The organism is Kitasatospora sp. NPDC059408, from assembly GCF_042751525.1.
Classification (GTDB): Bacteria; Actinomycetota; Actinomycetes; order Streptomycetales; family Streptomycetaceae; genus Kitasatospora.
Map to the genome: position 1 here is coordinate 101568 of NZ_JBHYWI010000001.1, position 22508 is coordinate 124075.

Consider the following 22508-nt stretch of genomic DNA (forward strand, 5'->3'; position numbering starts at 1 on the left):
TGACCGGGGCCCTCGGCCGACGTGGGTGAGGGTACGGGCGGGGATGCGGGCGGGCATGCGGGCGGGCATGCGGGCGGGGGCCGGTGGGAGCGGCGGGAATGGCCGCCTCTCGTTACCGAGAAGTTCTCTGCACGGGTCTCGAAACCGCCGCTTACCAGTGAGTAATCTGTCGCTCCGCCAGATGCGGGTTCATGACACGAGGCCCGGGACCGGTGCGACCGGCCGGGTCATCAGAATGCGGGGTTTTCGTGGCAGGGATGAGTCGGCGTACGTTCGTGACGGGTACGTCGGTGGCCGCCGCCTGGGCGGCCCTTTCGCTGGGCGGCGCGCAGTTCGCGTCGGCGGCGGCGCGCGACCGGGCGCTGGCGGCCACCGCCGCGAGAGCCGTCCGGGTGACCGGGACCACGCTCGACCAGGTGGCGACGCCGGTCGGCAACGGCTCCTACAAGCGGCTGACGGCCGGGCCGGGCTGGCCGCTGGTCGTCCGCGGGGACATCGCGGCCCCGGGCAGCGGGCGCGACGACCGCCGCACCGGGCTGGCCAGCTTCGTCCAGTTCTCCGACCTGCACCTGGTCGACACCGAGTCGCCGTTCCGCTTCGAGTACCTCGCCAAGTTCCTCGGCGCGGCGCACCGGCCGCACGAGACCCTGAACGCCCGCGGTGTCTCGGCCCTCGTCGAGCGCGTCAACTCGCTCGCCGGCGGCCCCTACACCGGGATGCCGTTCAGTCTGGTGATGGCCACCGGCGACAACACCGACAACCACGAACACGCCGAACTCGACTGGTACCTCACGGTGATGGGCGGCGGACGCCTCGCCCAGAACACCGGTGACCCGGACCGCTACGAGGGCGTGCAGAACTCCGGCAGCTCCGCCTACTGGAACCCCGAACTGTCCTTCCAGGACGGCTACAAGGCCAAGGGCTTCCCGCAGATACCCGGCTTCCTGTCCGCCGCCGGCCGCCCCTTCGACGCCCCCGGCCTGCGCACGCCCTGGTACACGACGGTCGGCAACCACGATGACAGCCTTGAGGGTTCACTCCCGGACCTCGGCCTGCTGAACGACCTCTACACCGGCCGGTACAAGCTGGAGGGCTGCGACGACGCCGAGGCCGGCCGGCTGACGGAGGCCCTGCGGCACGACCCGGCGAGCGCCGCGCTGCTGCTCGGCAAGCTGCTGGCGACCGGCGACGCGGTGCGCGAGATCACCCCCGACGAGCGCCGACGGCCGTTCACCCTCAAGGAGTTCGCGAAGGCCCACCTCGACCCGGCGGTCACCGGCGCGGGCCCGCACGGGCACGGCTTCACCTCGGACATGGTGAACAGCGGCAAGCTCTTCTACACCTTCCGCATCTCGGAGAAGGTCCTCGGCATCAGCCTGGACACCACCAACCAGGCCGGATTCGCGGACGGTTCGATCGGCACCGCCCAACTGCGCTGGCTGGAGCAGCAGCTGAAGGCGCACAGCGGGCACTGGTACGACGGCAACGGGCGCAAGGTGACGGGCGGCAGCGCCGACGACCTGATCCTGATCTTCAGCCACCACACCAGCGGCACCATGGGCAACCTGCTGCCCGACCCGCGCAACATCTTCGAGAAGCGGCACGACGGCAACGAGCTGGTGGCACTGCTCCAGCGCTACCCCAACGTCGTCGCGTGGGTGAACGGGCACACCCACAGGAACCAGATCACGGCGCACGGGCACGCGGTGCCGGAGCGCGCGTTCTGGGAGATCAACACCGCCTCCCACATCGACTACCCGCAGCACGGCCGGATCATCGAGATCGCGGACAACGGGGACGGCACGCTCTCCCTGTTCACGACGCTGATCGAGTCCGACGCCCCGTACGGGACGGACTTCGGCAGCACGTCGGACGCGAACCTGGCCGCGCTCTACCGCGAGCTGTCCTACAACGACCCGTACGGGCGGCCGGCCGCGCTGCTCGGCGCGGGGCAGGACCACAACACGGAGCTGCTGATCACCAAGCCGACTCGGTGACTGGGCCGGCCGGCGGTCAGCGGCTGACGGCTGACGGCTGACGAGCAACAGATAACAGCTGACAGATAACGAAATCTGTCAGCTGTTATCTGTCAGCTGTTCTCCGTTACTCCGGGTACCGCCGCGGCGTCCAGACGACCTCGACGCCGGCCCCGCGCTCGACGGCCCGCGTCTGCGAGGAGCCGATCAGCAGGATCGTCCGCATGTCGACGAGCGCCGGGTCCAGCTCGCCGAGCCGCACGATCCGGACCCGCTCGGTCGGGCCGCCGACGTCGCGCGCCATCACGACGGGCGTCTCCGGCGCGCGGTACTCCAGGAGGAGGTCCCGGGCCAGGCCGACCTGCGTCGTCCGCGACTTGGACCCCGGGTTGTACAGCGCGAGCACCAGGTCCGCCTCCGCCGCCGCGCGCAGGCGGCGGGCCACCGCGTCCCACGGCTTGAGCCGGTCCGACAGCGAGACGACCGCGTAGTCGTGCCCCAGCGGGGCACCCGCCCGGGACGCGGCCGCGTGCGCCGCGGTCATGCCGGGCAGGACCCGCACCGGCACGTCCCGGTAGGCCTCCTCGCAGGCGACCTCCAGCACCGCCGTCGCCATCGCGAAGACGCCCGGGTCGCCCGAGGACACCACGCAGACCCGCCGTCCGCGCCGGGCCAGGTCGAGGGCGAACTCGGCGCGCTCGGACTCCACCTTGTTGTCCGAGCCGTGCCGCACCTGCCCCGGCCGCTCCGGCACCCGGGCCAGGTAGGTGGTGTAGCCGACCAGGTCGGTGGCCTCGGCCAGCGCGCCGCGCGCCTCCGGGGTGAGCCACAGCGGCCCGGCCGGCCCGGTGCCGACGACGGTCACGCTGCCGGCCCCCTCCGCCGTCCGCACGACCGGCTCCAGCGGGGCGACCTTGCTCGGCAGGACCGCCACCGAGAAGTACGGCACCGTCTCCCCGTCGATCTCGGCGAGGGGCGCGATCCGCTCCCCCTCCATGAACGCGCGCTCGACGTACTGTGCGTCCTCCAGTCGGCCCGCCCGCTCCAGCGCGCGGCGGACGGCCGGGAAGGTGCGCCCGAGCTTCATGATCACGGCCGAGTCCGCGGACGCGATCCGCGCCGCCAGCTCCTCCTCGGGCAGCGTGCCCGGGATGACCGTCAGGGTCTCCTCGGCCTCCGTCAACGGCTGGCCGAGCCGGGCGGCCGCCGCGCTGACGGAGGTCACGCCCGGCACCACCTCGGTCGGGTACCGGTGCGCGAGCCGCTTGTGCATGTGCTGGTAGGAGCCGTAGAACAGCGGGTCGCCCTCGGCGAGCACGACGACGTCGCGCCCGGCGTCCAGGTGGGCGGCCAGCCGGGCGGCGGCCTCCTCGTAGAAGTCGTCCAGCGCGCCCCGGTAGCCGCCCGGGTGGTCGGTGGTCTCGACCGTGATCGGGTAGACCAGCTTCTCCTCGATCTGACCGCCCGTCAGGTACCGCTCGGCGATCGAGCGTGCGATGGACCGCCCGTGCCGGGCGCTGTGGTACGCCACGACGTCGGCCTTGCCGATGAGTTCGGCGGCGCGGACGGTCACCAGCGACGGGTCGCCCGGCCCGAGCCCGACTCCGTAGAGCCGTCCGGTCGAGGCAACGTTCTGACGGTTCTGACGGTCCGTCACTCTTCTTCGCTCGCAATCGCATTGATGGCGGCGGCGGCCATCGCGCTGCCACCGCGGCGGCCGCGCACCACCAGGTGCTCCAGGCCGGACGGGTGCTCGGCCAGGGCCTGCTTGGACTCGGCGGCGCCGATGAAGCCGACCGGCACGCCGATCACCGCGGCCGGGCGCGGTGCGCCCGCCTCGATCATCTCCAGGAGCCGGAAGAGCGAGGTCGGCGCGTTGCCGACGGCCACCACGGCGCCTTCCAGGCGGGGCAGCCACAGCTCCATGGCGGCGGCGCTGCGGGTGTTGCCCATCGTGCGCGCCAGTTCGGGGACCGACGGGTCGGTGAGGGTGCAGACGACCTCGTTGTCGGCCGGCAGCCGCTTGCGGGTCACGCCGCTCGCGACCATGTTGACGTCGCACAGGATCGGCGCACCGGCGTGCAGCGCGGCGCGCGCGGAGGCGACCACGCCGGGCGAGTACACCAGGTCCTCGACCAGGTCGACCATCCCGCAGGCGTGGATCATCCGCACCGCGACCTGGGAGACGTCCGCCGGCAGGGCGGCCAGGTCGGCCTCCGCGCGGATGGTGGCAAAGGACTGGCGGTAGATGGACGCGCCGTCCTTCTCGTACTCGATCACTTCGTGGTCCTCCTGGCCTCGGCGACCGCCTCGGCCATCTCCTCGTTCGTCACATCCACGGCGGAAACCTCCATCGCGGAAACGTCCACGGCGGAAACGTCCACGGCGGAAGCCTCCATCGCAGAACCCTCCCTCGCGGAAGCATCCACGACGGAAACATCCAAAGCGGGAGCCCGCGCGGCCGCGCCGACCGCCGGGCCGTTCACCGTCACCCGGTAGCCCTGCCCGGTGGCGAGCACGTCCACCCACCGCCCGGCCGGGTGGCCGCAGCGCCGTTCACAGCCCGACCAGTGCACGGGCAGCCCGCCGACGGCCGCCGCGTCCAGGGCCCGCGCCGCGTCCGCCCGCACGTCGGCGAGCGACTTGGCGCACCCGGGCAGCCCGGTGCAGGCGGAGGCCCGCTCCCAGGGCGAGCAGGGCAGCGTCCGGAACCCGGCCTCGGCGAGGCCGGCCAACCGCTGGGCCGGGGCCCCCGGCAGGACGGCTCCGCGCCAGGGCGTCAGGCGCAGTTCACCGGCGGAGGCCGCGACCAGCGCGCGCCACTGCGCCGCGCTCGCCCGTCCGAAGCGCAGGCCCACCGACAGTCCGCCGGGCAGCGTGCCGACGACGGGGGCGGTCCCGGCGAGCGCGGGCAGCGGCACGGTGCCGGCCGGCAGCAGGTCCGGGACTTCGCGCAGGTGCCAGGCCTTGCGTCCGCCCGCGCGCAGCGCGTCCAGGAAGGACCGGGCCGCGGCCAGCACGGCCGTCACTTCCCGCCCGGCCTCGACCGGGTGTCCGAGGGCGTCGCGCCCGAGGCGCAGCAGGCGGCGGCCGTCCGGGCCTGCGATCAATGTCACATCGGCGTCGAGCGCGGCGACGTCGCCGCGGCCGTCGTCCAGCGCGAACAGGAACTTGCCGGAGAGTCCGGCCGCCCAGTCGCTCGCGCACAGCCGCGCGTCCAGTTCCCGCACCCAGGCCTGCACGTCGGCGGCCGGTCGGGCGTCGAGACCGGCGAGCGGCGAGGCGACGATGTTGCGCACCCGCTCGTGGGTGTCGGAGGGCAGCAGCCCGACGGCGCGAAGCCGTTCGGCGAGGTCCGCCGCGCAGTGCGGAGCCAGGCCCCGGAGTTGGACGTTGCCGCGGGAGGTGGTCTCCAATACACCGTCGCCGAGGGCCTCGGCCGCGTCGGCCAGCGCGAGTGCCTGACGATCCGTCAGGAGGCCGCCGGGCAGGCGGACCCGGGCCAGGGCGCCGTCGTCGGCCGCATGCAGACGAAGCGCCCCTGGACAGGCGTCCGCGCGCCCCCGGTCGGGCACCGCGGCGCCCGGCGGGGTGGCGTCGGGTGTCGGTGGCATGGCGGCGAGCATACAGATGATCCGATCGGTTGCCTCCGTCCGCTGCATCACACTCGGGATCACACTCCGGCTCCCGGTGCGCGCCTCACGCTCGCCCTGCCACCGCACACCCCGGCACACCCCGGCACGCGCCGCCCACGCCCGACCGCACGCCCCTGCCGCACGCCCGCACCCCCGCGGCCACCCCGTCCCCACGCCGCCCCCGCGCCCGCACCGACACCGGGCAGGTCGAAACTCGCTCTCCCCCAGGTCAGCCACACCCCGTACGATGCTGGCGGGCGGTCCCCGCGGACCGCCCGACGCCAGCGACGGCGCAGGGGAGGAAACCGGTGCAAGCCCGGTGCGGTCCCGCCACTGTGACCGCGGCTCACCGGGACACCCGGTGGCCGCGGGAGCCAGGAACTCCCGCCGTCCTCCACCGGCCCGGGGCGCGGACCCCGAGGAAGGCAGAAATGCACCACCGCTGTCGCATGCCCGCGCCCGCGTCCCCGGCCACCACCGAGGCCGTCCGGGCCGCCGCCGTTTCGGCCGCCCCGGCCACCACCGAGGCCGGGAGGGCCTACGCATGATCCTGCTGCTGTCGACGTCCGACACCGACCTGCTCAGCGCCCGCGCCTCGGCCGGCCCCGTCCCGTACCGGCTCGGCAACCCCGCCCGGCTGTCCCCCGAGGACCTGCCGGAGCTGCTGGACGGCACCGAGCTCGTGGTGGTCCGCCTGCTCGGCGGGCGCCGCGCCTGGCAGGAAGGCCTCGACGCGCTGCTGGCGGGCCCGCGCCCGGTGATCGTCCTGACCGGCGAACAGGCCCCCGACGCCCAGCTGATGGAGCTGTCCACCGTCCCGGCCGGCATCGCCGCCGAGGCGCACGCCTACCTCGCCCACGGCGGCGCGGCCAACCTGGCCGAGCTGGGCGCGTTCCTCTCCGACACCGTGCTGCTCACCGGCCACGGCTTCGCCCCGCCCGCCTCCGCCCCGGCCTGGGGTCCGCTGGAGCGCGAGGCCGCGACCGCGACCACCGCCGGCGACGGCAACGGCGACGACGCCCGCCCGACGGTCGCCGTGCTCTACTACCGCGCCCACCACATGAGCGGGAACACCGCCTTCGTCGAGACCTTGTGCCGGGCGATCGAGGACAAGGGCGCCCGCGCGGAGGCCTACTACTGCGCCTCGCTGCGCGGCGCCGAGCCCGAGCTGCTGGCCGCCCTCGGCGAGGCCGACGCGATCGTCACCACCGTGCTCGCCGCCGGCGGCACCCGCCCCGCCGACGCCCAGGCCGGCGGCGACGAGGAGGCCTGGGACGCGGGCGCGCTCGCCGCGCTGGACCGCCCGATCCTCCAGGCGCTGTGCCTCACCTGGTCGCGCGCCCAGTGGGAGGCCAGCGACGACGGCCTGTCCCCGCTGGACACCGCGACGCAGATCGCCGTGCCGGAGTTCGACGGCCGTCTGATCAGCGTCCCGTTCTCCTTCAAGGAGCTCGACGAGGACGGCCTCACCGTCTACGCCGCCGATCCGGAGCGCGCCGCCCGCGTCGCCGGCACCGCCGTCAAGCACGCCCGCCTGCGGCACGTCCCGGCCGCCGAGCGCCGCCTCGCGCTCGTGCTGTCCGCGTACCCGACCAAGCACGCCCGCGTCGGCAACGCCGTCGGCCTGGACACCCCGGCCAGCGCCGTCCGGCTGCTGCACCGGCTGCGCGAGGAGGGCATGGACCTCGGGAACGACCTGCCCGGCCTGGACGACGGCGCCGAGGACGGCCACGAGGGCGACGCGATCATCCACGCCCTGATCGCCGCCGGCGGCTACGACCAGGACTGGCTCACCGAGGACCAGCTGGCCCGCAACCCGGTCCGCATCCCCGCCGCCGACTACCGCCGCTGGTACGCCACCCTCCCGCAGGGCCTGCGCGAGCGGGTCGAGGAGCACTGGGGCCCGGCCCCCGGCGAGCTGTACGTCGACCGCTCGCAGAACCCCGACGGCGACATCGTGCTCGCCGCGATCCGCTCCGGGAACCTGCTCGTCCTCATCCAGCCGCCGCGCGGCTTCGGCGAGAACCCGGTCGCGATCTACCACGACCCCGACCTGCCGCCGAGCCACCACTACCTCGCCGCCTACCGCTGGATCCAGGCCGCCCAGGAGGACGGCGGCTTCGGCGCCCACGCCGTCATCCACCTCGGCAAGCACGGCAACCTGGAGTGGCTGCCCGGCAAGACCGCCGCGCTGTCCGCCGAGTGCGGCCCCGACGCCGTCCTCGGCGACCTCCCGCTCGTCTACCCGTTCCTGGTCAACGACCCGGGCGAGGGCACCCAGGCCAAGCGCCGCGCCCACGCCACCCTGGTCGACCACCTCGTGCCGCCGATGGCCCGCGCCGACTCCTACGGCGACATCGCCCGCCTGGAGCAGCTCCTCGACGAGCACTCCAACATCGCCGCGATGGACCCGGCCAAGCTGCCCGCGATCCGCGCCCAGATCTGGACCCTCATCCAGGCCGCCAAGCTCGACCACGACCTCGGCCTCGACGAGCGGCCCGAGGACGACGGCTTCGACGACTTCCTGCTGCACGTCGACGGCTGGCTGTGCGAGGTCAAGGACGCCCAGATCCGCGACGGCCTGCACGTCCTCGGCCAGGCCCCGGCCGGCACCGACCGCGTCAACATCGTGCTCGCCATCCTGCGCGCCCGCCAGATCTGGGGCGGCGTCAGCGCCCTGCCCGGTCTGCGCGAGGCGCTCGGCCTGGACGAGGCCGCGCTCACGCTGGGCGCCACCGACGCGGCCGAGGCCCGGGCCCGTGCCCTGGTCGAGGCCATGGAGGCCGAGGACTGGGCGCCGGAGGCGGTGGAGAAGGTCGCCGCCGGGCACCCGGAGGCCGTCCGCGAGGTGCTCGCGTTCGCCGCCACCCAGGTGGTGCCGCGCCTGGCCGCCACGACCGACGAGCTGGACGCCGTCCTGCACGCGCTCCAGGGCGGCTTCGTCCCGGCCGGGCCGTCCGGCTCCCCGCTGCGCGGCCTGGTCAACGTGCTGCCCACCGGCCGCAACTTCTACTCCGTCGATCCCAAGGCCGTGCCCAGCAAGCTCGCCTGGGAGACCGGCCAGGCCCTCGCCGCCTCGCTGGTCGAGCGCTACCGGGCCGACAACGACGGCGCCTGCCCGCCCTCCGTCGGGCTCTCGCTGTGGGGCACCAGCGCGATGCGCACCGCCGGCGACGACATCGCCGAGGCCTTCGCCCTGCTCGGCGTCCGCCCGGTCTGGGACGACGCCTCGCGCCGCGTGACCGGCCTGGAGCCGATCCCGCTGGAGGAGCTCGGCCGCCCGCGCATCGACGTCACGCTGCGCATCTCGGGCTTCTTCCGCGACGCGTTCCCGCACGTCGTCGCCCTGCTCGACGACGCGGTGCGCCTGGCCGCCGCCCAGGAGGAACCGGCGGAGGACAACTTCGTCCGCGCCCACGTGCAGGCCGACCTCGCCGTCCACGGGGACGAGCGCAAGGCCACCGTCCGCGTCTTCGGCTCCCGCCCCGGCACCTACGGCGCGGGCCTGCTCCAGCTGATCGACAGCCGCGACTGGCGCACCGACGCCGACCTCGCCGAGGTCTACACGGTGTGGGGCGGCTACGCGTACGGGCGCGGTCTCGACGGGCGCCCGGCGCGCGAGGAGATGGAGACCGCCTACAAGCGGATCACCGTCGCCGCGAAGAACACCGACACCCGCGAGCACGACATCGCCGACTCGGACGACTACTTCCAGTACCACGGCGGCATGGTCGCCACCGTCCGCGCGCTCACCGGCAAGGCACCGACCGCCTACATCGGCGACTCGACCCGCCCGGAGACCGTCCGCACCAGGACGCTCACCGAGGAGGCCGCCCGCGTCTTCCGCGCCCGGGTGGTCAACCCGCGCTGGATCGAGGCGATGCGCCGCCACGGCTACAAGGGCGCGTTCGAGATGGCCGCGACCGTCGACTACCTGTTCGGCTACGACGCCACGACGGGCGTGGTCGCGGACTGGATGTACGAGAAGCTGACCCAGGAGTACGTGCTGGACCCGGTCAACCGGGAGTTCCTCGCCGGCGCCAACCCGTGGGCGCTGCACGGGATCAGCGAGCGCCTCCTGGAGGCGGCGAGTCGCGGCCTGTGGGAGAAGCCGGACCCGGAGCTGATCGAGCAGCTGCAGGCCGCGTTCCTGGAGACCGAGGGGGACCTGGAGGGCGAGGGGGACCTGGAGGGTTAAGGGGCACCTGGCACCCGGAAGGTCAAGGGGCCCGGAGGGCGGCGAGGGCCGGGGCACCCCGGCGAGGGCCGGGGCACCGGCCGGTCGTTCGGGTGTTCCAAACGTGGTGTTCACGTCATCCATCCGGGTGACGTGAACACTGGTGACATCATGCGCCCGAGCGGACAATACGGGGCATGTCGCGACGCCTCGCCCTCAGCCGTCCCGTCTCCCCCACGCCCTTCGCCCGCCACCGGGGCGACCCGGCCGGTGCCGGCCCGCCGCGGCCCGCCCACCGGTACCGGGCGCGCCTCGGGGCGCTGGCGGCCGGGGCTCTACCGGTGCTCGCGTTCCCGCCCCTGGGGCTCGCGTGGCTGGCGTGGGTCGCGCTGGTGCCCGGACTGCTGCTGATGCAGCGGGCGCCGTCGGGGCGGGAGGCGGCGGTGCGCGGGTGGTGGTTCGGCGCCGGTTTCATCCTGACGGCGATGTACTGGCTGGTCCCCTCGATCGGACCGGGGCTGCCGGTGCTCGCCGTCCTGTTCGGGGCGCTGCAGGCCGTCGTCGGCCTCGGCGTGCACCGGCTGCTGCGCCCGCCGCTGACGGCCCGCCGGGCGCTGCTCGCCGTGGCCGTCGTCCCCGCGCTGTGGCTGACCACCGAGTACGCGCGCTCCTGGCACGCGCTGGGCGGGCCGTGGGCGCTGCTCGGTGCCACCCAGTGGCAGCACCCGGCGGTCCTCGCGCTGGCGTCGGCGGGCGGGATCTGGCTGGTCAGCGCGGCGGTGGTGGCGGTCAACACGGGGGTGCTGGTCGTGCTCACGGCCGCCCCCTGGCGGCCGCGGGCCGTCGCGGCGCTGACCGCCGTCCTGGTGCTGGTGGCCGGGCCGCTCCTGTTCGCGCTGCGCGACGCGCCCGTGCGGGCGGGGGCGGTGACGGTGGCGCTCGTCCAGCCGGGGATCGTCGACGACCCGCAGGCCCGGTTCGACGCGAGCGCCCGGGCCACGGCGGAGCTCGGCGGGCGGCCGGTGGACCTGGTCGTCTGGGGCGAGAGCAGCACCACGTCCGACCTGGACCGCGACCGGGTCGCGCTGGACCGGCTGCGCGAACTGTCCGCCGCCACCGGCGCGCAGGTCATCGCCGGGGAGGACGCGCGCAAGGCCGACGGGCGGATCTCGAAGGACGCCGTCCTGGTCTCCCCCGCGGGCGTCGTGGACCGCTACCGCAAGATCCGGCTGGTGCCGTTCGGCGAGTACATCCCGCTGCGGCCGGTGCTCGGGTGGATCGCGGGCGTCAGCCGGGCGGCGGGCGAGAACCGGGCGCCCGGCACCTCGTACCACGTGCTGCCGGCCACCGACCGGGCGGGCGGTGCGCTGCCGGTCGGGGCGCTGGTCTGCTTCGAGTCGGCGTTCCCCGACATGGCGCGGACGGCGGCGCGCGACGGGGCCCGGGTGCTGGTCTACCAGTCGTCCACGTCGACGTTCCAGCACACGTGGGCGCCCGCGCAGCACGTCTCGCTCGCGGCGATCCGGGCCGCCGAGACCGGCCGTCCGGCCGTGCAGGCCTCGCTGACGGGGGTCTCGGCGGCCTTCGACGCGCAGGGGCGCGAGCTCGCGCGGCTCGGCACCGACGGCACCGGGGCGCTGACCGTGCGGCTGCCGCTCACCGCGCCCGACACGCTGACCTGGTACGACCGCGTCGGTGACGTGGTGCCGCTGGCGGCCGTGCTCGTGACGGCGGGGGCGGCGGCCGTGGTGTGGCGGGGGCGGCGCGCGGCGCGGGCACTGGTGTCCGGCGGGGAGTCCGGGGACGGTCAGCCCTCGTCGCCGGCGCGGTAGACGCCGAACACCGCTCCCTGGGCGTCGCGCAGGACGCCGATGCGCGGGCCGTCCGGGACGTCCGTCGCGGCCATCAGCACGTCGGCGCCGAGGCCGTTCGCCCGGGTGACGGTGTTGTCGACGTCCGCGACCGCGAAGTACGGCAGCCAGTGCGCCGGGACCTGCGGCGGGAAGCGCTCGTCCATCACCATCATGCCGCCGAAGTCCGCGCCGGCCAGGCCCCATTGGGTGTACTGCGGGGACGCGGTGACCGACCAGCCGAACACCGCGGGGTAGAAGGCGGTCGCGCTCTCCGCGTCCCGGGTGGCCAGCTCCACCCAGCCGAGCGCGCCGGGCTCGTTGAACACGCCCGCGCCCTGGAACGCGCGGGCCTGCCAGAGGGTGAAGACCGCACCGGAGGTGTCGGTGACGACGGCGAACCGGCCGAGGTCGAACACGTCGGCGGGCTCCATCAGCGCCCTGCCGCCGCGCGCCTTGATCGTCGCGACGGTCTCGTCGGCGGCGGCGACCGCGAAGGACACCGTCCAGGCCGTCGGCTGCTGCGGCGCGTAGAGCGGGGTGACGGCGGCGGCCGGCGCGTCGCCGAGGAACATCTGCGTGTAGCCGCCGGCCTCGGGCCGCACGTCGGTCTCGGCGCGCCAGCCGAACAGCTCGCCGTAGAAGGACTGGGCGGCGGCGGGGTCGGAGGTGCCCAGCTCGACCCAGCAGGGGGCGCCGATCGTGGCGGAGTTCTGCTTCATGTGCTTCTCTCTGGCTGTTCCTGCATTGGATATGGAGCTGATTGTTCGTCAATTCTTCTTGCTGTCAGGAGACTTCGAGGACGAGCTTGCCTCTCGCATGCCCGGACTCGACGAGGGCGAGCGCCTCGGCGGCGTGGGCCAGCGGGTAGCGGGCGGTGATGTGCACGGCCAGCTCGCCGGCCGCGACGAGGGCGGCCAGGGCGGCGAGGCTTTCGGAGGTGGTGGACCGCGTGACGTAGCGGCCGCCGAGCTCGGCGGCGGTCGCCGGATCGGCGGTGCTGACCAGCTTCGAACGGTCGGCGAGGGCCCCGGCGGCGTCGCGCGGCGCGGCGCCGCCGACGAGGTCGAGGATGCCGTCCACGCCGTCCGGGGCCGCCTGCGCGATCCGCTCGGCGACCCCCTCGCCGTACCGCACGTGCACGGCGCCGAGCGCCTCGACGTGGCCGCGGCTGGCATCGCTCGCCGTGCCGATCACGCGCAGGCCCCGGCTGCGGGCGATCTGCGTCGCCGCGCTGCCGACGCCTCCGGCGGCACCGAGGATCAGGAGCGTGCGACCGGAGCCCAGGCCCACGTCGCGGACGGCGTCGTCGGCGGTCGCCGTGGCGACGGCGAGGGTCGCGGCCTGGTCGAAGCCGACGGCCGCGGGCTTGAGGGCGCTCATCCCGGCGCGCAGCAGCGTCTGTTCGGCGAAGGCGCCGGCGGCGGCGACCCCGAAGACCTCGTCGCCAGGGGTGAAGGCGGACACGTCCGGGCCGACCCGCAGGACGACGCCCGCGGCCTCCTGGCCCATGACGGACGGCAGGTCGCGGCCCTGACGGCCGAGGAGGCCGCTGCGGATCTTCCAGTCCACCGGGTTCACCCCGGCGGCGCGGACCGCGACGGCCAGTTGCCCCGGGCCCGGCAGGAGCTCCGGGCGGTCCAGGAACTCCTGGGTCTCCGGCCCGCCGTAGTCGACGAACCCGAATGCTCTGGGCATCGGTGATCCCACTCCTCGGGTAGCCCCCGCTGACAGCCCCACCCCGCCCCGCCCAGCATGCGGGGGCGCCCGGGGACGGGCCGCCGGTGCTGCGCCGAACGGGGGCGGGCGAACAGAAAACAGATGACAGATAACAGATTTCGAAATCTGTTATCTGTCATCTGTTTTCTGTCGCCTGTCGCCTGTCGTCCGCCAGCCGTCAGCCGTCAGCCGTCAGCCGTCAGCCGTCAGCCGTCAGCCGCCGATCGTCAGCTCCGCACGGCCCGCGCCACCGGGATCCAGAGCTCCGCCTCGGCGTCGCCCGTCCCCGGGACGAAGTGGGTGCGCAGGATCTCCGGGCCCGGCCGGGCCTCGTACGGGTTGGACGGGAACCACTGGCCGTACACGTCCGCCCACATCTGCTGCAGCGCCTGCGGGAACGACCCCGCGTTGGTGAACACCGCCCACGTCCCGGCCGGGACGGGAAGGACGTCCAGGTCGTCCGGGACAACGGCGTCCTCACGCGCCACCACCGCGTGCCAGTAGTCGAGTTCGGACCCCTCCTCCCGGTTGGGCGCGAAGTCGTCGCTCACCGAGACGATGCCGGCCGGGTCCCCGCCCGTCAGTGTCGTGATCCGCTCGACGGTCTCCTTGCCGAGCCCCTTGATGAACTCGGCGATGTGCGGGTTGACACCCTCGTAGATCAGGGGCACCCGCGCCTTCTTGCCGACGATCCGGAAGTCCGGCTTCTGCACGATCCGGTAATCCATACTGCTTGCTCCTTCCACGACGAGTCGGAAGGACATCCGGGCCTGGGACTTGAGTACCGCGCCGTCGCGCCGGGCCTCACCGGGCCCGACCCCGTGCATCGCCCGGAACGCCCGGGCGAACGCCTCGCCCGAGGTGTAGCCGTACCGGACCGCGATGTCGAGCAACGTCCGCTCGCCGTCGAGCACTTCGGCCCCGGCGACGGTCAGTCGCCGGCGCCGGACGTACTCCGACAGCGGCATCCCGGCGAGCATCGAGAACAGCCGCCGGAAGTGGTACTCCGACGTCACCGCGATCCGGGCCAGTTCGGCCACGTCGATCTCACGGTCCAGGTTGCGGTCGATGTCCTCCATCGCCCGGTTGAGGTGCTCCAGCACTCCGGCCCCGTCCTTCCTCGTTGATCTCCACCGTAGGAAGGACCCACCTTGCCGCACCCGACAATCGGTGCCCGCTGCGATCGGGTGGCGGTCCCTGCGCAACCGCCGCCCCGCGACGCACAGCGGGCACCGGATCAAGGCCCGATCAGACCAGGCCCTGCGCCAGCATCGCGTCCGCGACGAGCTCGAAGCCCGCGATGTTCGCGCCCACCACGTAGTTGCCCGGCTGCCCGTAGCGCTCGGCGGTGACGGCGCAGGACTCGTGGATGTGCCGCATGATGCCGGCCAGCCGCTCCTCGGTGCGGGCGAAGGTCCACGAGTCGCGCGAGGCGTTCTGCTGCATCTCCAGCGCGCTGGTCGCGACGCCGCCCGCGTTCGCGGCCTTGCCCGGGCCGAAGGCCACGCCCGCCTCCTGGAACACCCGCACCGCCTCCGGCGTGGTGGGCATGTTGGCGCCCTCGGCGACCGCCTTCACGCCGCCGCGCACCAGCGCGATCGCGTCCGCCTCGGCCAGCTCGTTCTGCGTGGCGCAGGGCAGCGCGACGTCGCACGGCACGCTCCACACGCTCGCGCCCTCGGCCCCCGCCTCGACGAACCGGACGTGGGCGCCGCGCAGTTCGGCGTACTCGGCGATCCGGCCGCGCCGGACCTCCTTGACCTCCTTGAGCAGGTCGAGGTCGATGCCCTTCTCGTCGACCACGTACCCGGAGGAGTCGGAGCAGGTGAGGACGGTCGCGCCGAGCTGCTGCGCCTTCTCGATCGCGTAGACGGCGACGTTGCCCGAGCCGGAGACCGCGACCCGGCACCCGTCCAGGCTCTCGCCGCGGGCGCGCAGCATCTCCTCGGTGAACAGCACGCAGCCGTACCCGGTGGCCTCGGTGCGCACCTGCGCGCCGCCCCAGCCGAGGCCCTTTCCGGTGAGGACGCCGCTCTCGTGGCGGTTGGTGATCCGCTTGTACTGGCCGAAGAGGTAGCCGATCTCCCGGCCGCCGACGCCGATGTCCCCGGCCGGGACGTCGGTGTGCTCGCCGATGTGGCGGTACAGCTCGGTCATGAAGGACTGGCAGAAGCGCATGATCTCGGCGTCCGAGCGGCCCTTGGGGTCGAAGTCGGAGCCGCCCTTGCCGCCGCCGATGGACAGCCCGGTGAGCGCGTTCTTGAAGATCTGCTCGAAGCCGAGGAACTTGACGATGCCGAGGTCGACGGAGGGGTGGAAGCGCAGCCCGCCCTTGTACGGGCCGAGGGCGCTGCTGAACTCCACGCGGAAGCCGCGGTTGACGTGGACCGCGCCGGCGTCGTCCGTCCACGGCACGCGGAACATCAGCTGGCGCTCGGGCTCGCAGACGCGCTCGACGATCCGGGCGTCGACGAGCTCGGGGCGGCGGGCGAGGACCGGGCCGAGGGTCTCCAGGACCTCGTGGACGGCCTGGTGGAACTCGTTCTCGCCGCGGTTGCGGCGGACGACGTCCGCGTAGAGCGCCTCGATGGCGCGGTTCTCGGCCTCGGTGGCCTGCGGGGAGGGGGCGGTGCGAGGGTTGGCGGGCATCCGGTTCGGACCTTCCGTGGTCGGCAGTGGTCGTGCGCGAGGCGTTCCCGTGCCCAGGAAACGCGGGCAAGTCTCGCAGTGTCCCCGGGACGGCTCCCGGCCCATCCACATACTGAAACCCCCCTCGCCCCGCGGCCGTTACGATCCCTCAGCCCCCTCGCGTCCGCACTGAGCCCGGCTGAACCGGCTCCCCGCCCCGCCCGGGAATCACGGAACGTAGTCCCGGTGGACGGGAACAGTCGGGGCGGACGTGGCGTTGTGCGCCTGCGACATCGTCTGCGTAGTCGGCCCGGGCACGGACAGTACCCAGTTGTTCAAATTGGAACGACCGAGTACGGTCGGAGCCCGGTCCACCCCGACGGGGACCCCACCCCCTCGGCAATCCGCCACTCGCCATCGGAGGCCCGCCCATGCCGCAGCCCGGCTCCGCCACGGTGCGCTCACGCGTGCGCATCCCGCTGACCTTCCCGGACGGCTACCGCGCCGACGCCGAGGTCTTCACCTTCCACGGCCTGGCCGACGGCGCCGAGCACCTGGCGCTCGCGTTCGGGCGGGTACCGGAGGGCGGGACGCCGCTGGTGCGGCTGCACTCGGAGTGCCTGACCGGCGACGTGTTCGGCTCGGACCGCTGCGACTGCGGCCCGCAGCTGCGCGAGTCGGTCGAGCGGATCAGCGAGGCCGGCGGCTACCTGCTCTACCTCCGCCAGGAGGGCCGCGGCATCGGGCTCTACAACAAGCTCGACGCCTACGCCCTGCAGGACTCCGGCCTCGACACCTACGACGCCAACACCGCCCTCGGCCTGCCCGAGGACGGCCGGGACTACACCGCCGCGGCCCAGATGCTGACCGCCCTCGGCGCCAACGGCATCGAGCTGCTGAGCAACAACCCGGACAAGGCCGCCCAGCTCGCCGCCCTCGGGATCACCGTCGAGCAGCGGGTCCCGACCGGCGTCCACCTCTCGGAGAGCAACGTCCGCTACCTGCGCGCCAAGGTCGAGCGGACGGGCCACTCGATCGAGCTGTCCCGCCTGGTCGGCTGACGACGGGACCGGCGGACAGGCCTCAGCGGCCCCCGGCGGTGCGGACGGCGGCACGGGCGGCCGTCCGGCCGACGGTCCGCTGGACGCCCAGGCAGACGAGCGGGAGCGCGATCAGGACGGCGGCCCAGAACGCGCCGTGGCCCCAGAGTCCGGCGATGCCGCGGTAGAACGGCTCCGCCACCGGGATGCGCAGCGCCTCCATCGGGCCCAGTGCCGTGGGCCAGGCGCCGAGCAGCAGGGTGCCGAGGATCCACAGGACGAACAGCCGGCGGGCGGTGCGCGGGTCGGCCAGGGCGGCGGCGGCCGAGACGGCGGCGAGCAGCAGCGTGAAGCCGGCCTGGTAGACGGCCCCGGTCTGGCCGGTGCCCCAGGACGCCGGGGTCCGGTGGTGCCCGACAGCGGCGAGCCGGACCTCGACGGTCGCCCACAGCAGGACGACCAGGACCACGGTGGAGCCGAGCGCGAACACGGCGCGGTCGCGGGCGCCGGGGGCACCCGCCCGCCAGGCCGCCGCCGCGGGCCGCGGCCAGGACGCGGTGGCCACCGCCACGGCCGTCGTCCGGGAGGTGGCCGCCCCACGGCCGTCGGCGATGCCGCGCCACTGGGCCACCGTCCGGCGCCGCGCCGCGTGGACCGGCCCGAGCAGCCTGGTGGCGCGCTCGACCAGGACGAGGGCGAGGACGACCCCGGCGGTCGCCGCCACCCCGGCCCAGCTGCCCATGCCGCCCTCGAAGGTCACCACCCGGTCGGCCAGTGCGGGCGGCGGCTTGAGCACCGTCATCGGCGGCCCCAGCCGCAGGTAGCCGATCGCGCCGGCGCCTGCGGCGGCCAGGACGAGCGTCCCCCGGCCGACGCGCGCGGGGAAGGCCACCAGGGTGAGGGCGGCGGCCAGCGCCGCGCCGAGCTGGGGCGTCGTCATCCGGGCCGCGTGTTCGCCGGCCGTCCGCAGCGGACCGCCGAACAGGCTGTTCGGCAGGAGCTTCAGCTGGTTGCCCGCGTCGACGCTGATCCGGGCGAGCGCACCCGCCCAGAGCACCAGCGCGAGCGCGACGAGCACCAGCAGGGCCGCCGCGACCTGCCGGGGAACCGCAGTGCCGGAGTTGGTCCACCAGGCCGCGGCCCACGCCCGCCAGGGCCTCGGCCGCCCGGTGCGCCCGGCCGCCGCCCACCGGTTCGTCCCCGGCGTGCCGCCGCGCCCGGCCCGCCCGGCCTGCCCGTTCGCGGCCGGACGGCCGCCGGCCGTCCGCCGGCCCCGGAGCGCCTCGGCCGCGATCAGCGCCGCGCAGCCGTGCACCGTCGCGGGGTCGGCGCCCACCGCGCGCCGGCGCAGCGCGGACCAGCGGCGCCGCACGTCGTCCGCCGGGCGGCGGCGCACCGCGCCCCAGGCCTTCGCCACGGCGTCCACCAGGACGGCCGCGACCACGGCCGTCATCGCCGCGACCCGCCCGGACAGCGGGAGCCGGTACAGCGCGGCGGGCAGCGGGGAGAGCCGGGCGAGCAGCCGGGCGTGCTCCTCGGGCTGGACGGTCAGCCAGATCGCCAGGCGGTAGGCGTGGGCCCGCTCGTCGACGGTCAGGCCGTCGCCGGTGCGTCCGCCGCCGCCGAGTTCGCGGGCGGCGCGGTCGGTCTCGGCGACGACCTGCGGGACGCGGACGAGGGCGAGCAGCCGTCCGCAGTGCTCGCCGGAGCACTCGGGGTGGTCGCAGTCGTAGCGGGCGGCGACGGCCGGCACCGAGGCGGCGAGCAGGTCGTCGAGGACGGCGACGACGTCGGGCTCGGTGCCGATCCGGGTCAGTCCGGCGGCGTCGACCGGGCGCTCGCGGTAGTGCGGGACGGCGGAGGGCGCGAACGCCGCGCCGAAGGCGAGCACGGCGAGCGCGGCCGCGCGGGCCCGCCCGGTGCCCCGGGCGCGGTCGACCTCGCGCAGGTGGTGCAGGTCGAAGAGGGTGTCGCGGACGTCGTCCTGCAGCCAGGAGAGCAGCCTCCGCGCGCCGCCGTCGACCAGCCACTCGGCGGCCTCGCCGGAGCGGTTCAGCATGGTCCACGCGAGGACGGACGGGGCGTGGTAGGGATCGCCGAGGAAGGTGACCGGCCGGTGGGCGTGGCCGGTGCCGGCGGCTGCGGCGGGCGCCTGGGTGCGCACGACCGCCGGGCTGGCGCCGTCCAGCCAGGCCCTGACCTGGTGGGCCTGCCAGCGGTGGGCCGGGTTCCTGGTGAACAGGCCCTGGAGCAGGAGCCGGCGGCGCGGGTCGGTGACGGCGGAGAGGTCGACCTCCTCGTTGAAGACCAGGTCGTACTGGAGGACCTCGTCGCTCAGCAGGAGGCCGTCCTGGTCCAGGTAGCGGGGGCGGCCGGTGAACAGCTCGTACAGGACGTTGCCCAGGCCCCACCAGGGGCCGGCCGGGTGGTTGGAGCCGGCCAGCTGCTCGGGCGCCATGTAGGCGACGGTGACCTGCATCTCGGGCGAGAAGCTGCGGCTGGCGGTGAGCTTGGCGACGCCGCCGAAGTCCGCGATCACGAACTGGCCGGGGCCGGCGCCGGGGCGCACCAGGATGTTGGCGGGCTTGAAGTCGACCGGGTTGCGGGCCACGCGCCGCTGCCAGAAGTCCAGCATCGCGACGAGTTCGCGGACGATGGGGTCGGTCGCGCGCGGGTCGGTGTGCCGGCCGGCGCGGCTCAGCTCGGCGATGCGGTCGGCGAGGGTGACCGGGAGGTACTCCATCGCCACCCAGTCGCAGCCGGTCCCGGCGTGCTCGACCTGGCCGTAGTCGACGATCCGCGGGACGTGGCGCAGGTAGGCCTCGTCGCGCAGGTGGTCCAGGAGTTCGGTGTCCATGGCCTGGCCCGTGCGGGTGACCTTCACCGCGGCGTCCCCGCCGCCGTCCAGGCGCCGGACCTGCCAGACGGTGCCCTCGGTGCCCGAGCCGGCGACCTGGTTCGGCTCGTAGCGGTTCAGCAGGGCCGCCGGGAAGGCGCCCCCGAAGTGGCCGCCGCGCGAGGGGGCCGCGCGGCGGGTCTGGGTGGGCGGGGTGGCGGCCCGCGGCTTGACCCTGGTCGGCGCCTCCGGGTCGACGCGCACCCGCGTCGGCGCCTCGGGGTCGACCCGGACCCGCGTCGGTGCCTCGGGGTCAGCGCGCAGCCGCCGGAGCCGCGAGGGCGGGAGTTCCTGGCCGTGGGCCTGACCGCGGGCCCGGTCGCGGCGGGTCCGGGGCCACTGGTCCGTCCGCGTCGGCGGGACCGCGTCCGGGACCGCATCCGTCGGCGTGCCGTCGCCCATCCTGCCGTTCTCCCTCCACCGCCCGCGTGACGCATCATCATGTCGCGCGGACGGCGACCGCGTTCCCGGTTTCGACGGCTTTGGGGAACGCCTGTGGCCAAGCCGTTACGCAGCGGCGGGTGCGGAGGGGTCCTACTGCTGCCAGACCCGGACGTAGTCGATCAGCAGGGTGGCCGGGACCGATGTCGGGCCGCCGATCGTCGGCTGGACGGCGTTGTCGATCATCAGCCACATGGGGTCGGAGGTGACGCCCTGGTCGAGGGTGGCCGCGTAGACGCCGTCCCGGTAGTAGTCCACGCGCCCGTTCCGCCACTCGGCGCCGAAGACGTGCCAGCCGGTCAGGTCGCCGGCGGCGCAGCTGCCGGTGGAGGCCGTGGCGGAGTTGAAGTACGCGCAGATCTTGCCGTGCAGCCCCTCCATGACGTCGTTCTCCCCGCCGCTGGGCCAGTCGGACCCGACGGCCCAGAAGGCGGGCCAGTTGGCGACCGACCCGTCGGCGGCGGCGGGGACGTAGACCCGGGCCTCCAGGGCGCCGAAGGCGAAGGAGAACTTGTCCTTCGTGTTGACCATGCCGGAGAGGTAGGGGAGCGTCTTGCCGCCGCACTCCTGCTGCTTCTGCACGGCGGTGATGTGCAGCATGCCGTCGCGCACCGCGACCTGGCCCGCGTCGTAGCAGTCGAGCTCCTGGCCGCCCACCGGCGGGGTGATCCGCTGCGGCTCGACGTACGGGTTGCCGACGTTCCACTTGGAGCCGTCGAGGGCGGTGCCGTCGAAGTCGTCCTGGAAGACCAGGTGCCAGTCACCGGGGATGCCGGTGGGCAGGACGGTGCGCGGCGATCCCGGGGAGCCCGCGGACGGACCTGCGGACGAACCGGCGGACGAACCGGCGGACGGGGGCGCGGACGACGCCGAGGTCGCCGTGGCCGGGCCGCCGCCGGTGCCCGAGCAGCCGGCGAGGGCGGTGAGCAGGAGGGCGAGCGCCGCGGCCGGGACGGCGTACCGCGGTCCGCGGCGGCGGTGTTCCATGGCGCACCCACCTCCTTGCCCGATCAGCGTTCCACCGCGGCCCGGCGCGCGCATCCGGTGCGCGGCGGCGCCCGCCCGGCCCCGCTCCCGGCCCGGTCAGGGCTGGGTCCGCCAGATGTCCCCGATGGGCGCGGTGTCCGCCGCCGCGCCGGTCGGCGGCAGGCCGTAGGCGTCCTCCAGGGTGCGCAGCAGCCGGTAGTGGTCGATCCGCTCGCCGTAGGTCCCGGGCTGGACCTGCCGGCCGACGACGACGGTGGGGACCTGGTTGCCCTGGTCGTTGTCGTCCTCGTCCCAGGTGACCACCAGCAGGCTGTTGTGGCCGCGGGCCCAGTCCGCGTAGCCGGCCAGGTTGGCCTTCAGCCAGTCGTCGCCCTGCCGGACGGTGCCGTCGTGCATGTCGTGGGTCAGGTTCGGCACGACGAAGGAGAGCGCCGGGAGGGCGGCGTAGTCGCGGGGGAAGGCGGAGAAGGGCTGGTTGACGCCGGGCGGCAGGGCCCCGAAGTCCACCCACGGGTTGTGCTTGCGGGCGTACCCGCCGGCGGCGCAGCCGGTGTAGCCGGCGGCGGGGAGGTCCTCGGAGTAGCCGGTGAAGGTCAGGCCCGCGGCGAGCAGGGCGGAGCCGAGGTCGGGCGTGCCGAAGGACTCGGGGCACGAGTCGTCGGTGACGCCCTGGACGGAACCGGAGAACAGCGCCAGGTAGTTGGGCTGGCTGGGGTGGGCGACGGCGTAGGACCGGCTGAAGGACGCGCCCTGCGCGGCCAGGGCGTTGATGAACGGCGCGTCGGAGGTGTTGCCGATCACGTCGGAATAGGACTTGTTCTCCTCGACGACCACCACGACGTGGTCGGGCCGGGGCACGCGGACCGGGGAGCCCGGGGAGCCGGTGCCGCCCGTCGGCCCCGGGGAGCCGTTCGTGGACGGGCCGCCGCCCGAGCCCGCGCACCCGGCCAGCAGCACCGCGCAGAGCGCGGCCGCACTGGCGACCGCGCGCACCCGGCGGCGCCGACCGGCACCCCGGACGTCCGTGGGGATCACAGTGTCCAGCCTGGGCGTCCGGGAAGGCGGCGGCAATTCGGGCCGGACGGACGACGGGGACAGGCGGTCGCGCGGCTCCGACACTGTGTCAACTCCCCGGCGCCTCGACTACTCCACGTCACGA

General features: G+C 74.6%; 14 protein-coding genes and 1 riboswitch. Of the genes, 4 read left to right on the forward strand and 10 right to left on the reverse strand.

Annotated features, from left to right (window positions below; translation table 11 throughout):
- Positions 1–257: 257 nt before the first annotated feature.
- Positions 258–1997, forward strand: a complete 1740-nt coding sequence (locus ACFXDE_RS00450; RefSeq protein ID WP_380489287.1) for a TIGR03767 family metallophosphoesterase — start codon at positions 258–260, stop codon at positions 1995–1997.
- A 106-nt stretch (positions 1998–2103) separates the two neighbouring features.
- Here the strand turns inward: ACFXDE_RS00450 and ACFXDE_RS00455 are convergent, their stop codons facing one another.
- Genes ACFXDE_RS00455 through ACFXDE_RS00465 form a run of 3 tightly spaced genes read right to left on the reverse strand, consistent with a single transcriptional unit; the run spans position 2104 to position 5602 of the window.
- Positions 2104–3633 (reverse strand): precorrin-2 C(20)-methyltransferase, encoded by a 1530-nt coding sequence (locus tag ACFXDE_RS00455; RefSeq protein WP_380489290.1) that lies wholly within the window; start codon positions 3631–3633, stop codon positions 2104–2106.
- Positions 3630–4256, reverse strand: coding sequence for a precorrin-8X methylmutase (locus ACFXDE_RS00460; RefSeq protein ID WP_380447847.1), 627 nt, complete (start codon positions 4254–4256; stop codon positions 3630–3632). Before ACFXDE_RS00460 ends, ACFXDE_RS00455 begins: the two co-directional genes overlap by 4 nt.
- Positions 4253–5602 (reverse strand): cobalamin biosynthesis protein CobG, encoded by a 1350-nt coding sequence (locus tag ACFXDE_RS00465; protein WP_380489294.1) that lies wholly within the window; start codon positions 5600–5602, stop codon positions 4253–4255. Before ACFXDE_RS00465 ends, ACFXDE_RS00460 begins: the two co-directional genes overlap by 4 nt.
- A gap of 307 nt (positions 5603–5909) precedes the next feature.
- Positions 5910–5995: riboswitch (cobalamin riboswitch) on the forward strand.
- Positions 5996–6155: 160 nt separating this feature from the next.
- Between ACFXDE_RS00465 and cobN the strand changes: the two genes are divergently transcribed.
- Both cobN and lnt read left to right on the forward strand, forming a co-directional pair.
- A complete protein-coding gene (cobN, locus tag ACFXDE_RS00470; protein WP_380489296.1) occupies positions 6156–9809 on the forward strand; it encodes a cobaltochelatase subunit CobN in 3654 nt (1217 codons plus the stop codon).
- 176 nt (positions 9810–9985) lie between these two features.
- Positions 9986–11620 carry an apolipoprotein N-acyltransferase gene (lnt, locus tag ACFXDE_RS00475; protein ID WP_380489299.1) on the forward strand — a complete coding sequence of 545 codons (1635 nt, stop codon included), beginning with the start codon at positions 9986–9988 and terminating at the stop codon, positions 11618–11620.
- On the opposite strand, the gene ACFXDE_RS00480 is transcribed toward lnt, so the two are convergent.
- The 4 genes from ACFXDE_RS00480 to gdhA form a co-directional block, all read right to left on the reverse strand.
- Positions 11596–12360 (reverse strand): VOC family protein, encoded by a 765-nt coding sequence (locus ACFXDE_RS00480; protein ID WP_380489302.1) that lies wholly within the window; start codon positions 12358–12360, stop codon positions 11596–11598. The two genes, lnt and ACFXDE_RS00480, sit on opposite strands and share 25 nt — an antisense overlap.
- A gap of 64 nt (positions 12361–12424) precedes the next feature.
- Positions 12425–13336, reverse strand: coding sequence for a zinc-binding dehydrogenase (locus ACFXDE_RS00485; protein WP_380489305.1), 912 nt, complete (start codon positions 13334–13336; stop codon positions 12425–12427).
- Between the two features lie 248 nt (positions 13337–13584).
- Positions 13585–14460: a GyrI-like domain-containing protein gene (locus tag ACFXDE_RS00490; RefSeq protein WP_380489308.1), complete on the reverse strand. Its 876-nt coding sequence runs from the start codon at positions 14458–14460 to the stop codon at positions 13585–13587.
- 145 nt (positions 14461–14605) lie between these two features.
- Positions 14606–16006, reverse strand: coding sequence for an NADP-specific glutamate dehydrogenase (gene gdhA / locus ACFXDE_RS00495; RefSeq protein WP_380446075.1), 1401 nt, complete (start codon positions 16004–16006; stop codon positions 14606–14608).
- A 410-nt stretch (positions 16007–16416) separates the two neighbouring features.
- On the opposite strand from gdhA, the gene ribA reads away from it, so the two are divergent.
- The gene (gene ribA / locus ACFXDE_RS00500) at positions 16417–17046 is read left to right on the forward strand and encodes a GTP cyclohydrolase II (RefSeq protein ID WP_380489311.1); all 630 of its coding nucleotides are present in this window, start codon (positions 16417–16419) and stop codon (positions 17044–17046) included.
- A 22-nt stretch (positions 17047–17068) separates the two neighbouring features.
- On the opposite strand, the gene ACFXDE_RS00505 is transcribed toward ribA, so the two are convergent.
- From ACFXDE_RS00505 to ACFXDE_RS00515, 3 genes are all read right to left on the reverse strand, one after another.
- Positions 17069–20323: a hypothetical protein gene (locus ACFXDE_RS00505; protein ID WP_380489314.1), complete on the reverse strand. Its 3255-nt coding sequence runs from the start codon at positions 20321–20323 to the stop codon at positions 17069–17071.
- A 132-nt stretch (positions 20324–20455) separates the two neighbouring features.
- Entirely contained in the window at positions 20456–21349 is an 894-nt protein-coding gene (locus ACFXDE_RS00510; RefSeq protein ID WP_380489317.1) for a hypothetical protein, read from the reverse strand.
- Positions 21350–21445: 96 nt separating this feature from the next.
- Entirely contained in the window at positions 21446–22384 is a 939-nt protein-coding gene (locus tag ACFXDE_RS00515; RefSeq protein ID WP_380489320.1) for an alkaline phosphatase family protein, read from the reverse strand.
- Between the last annotated feature and the right edge of the window lie 124 nt (positions 22385–22508).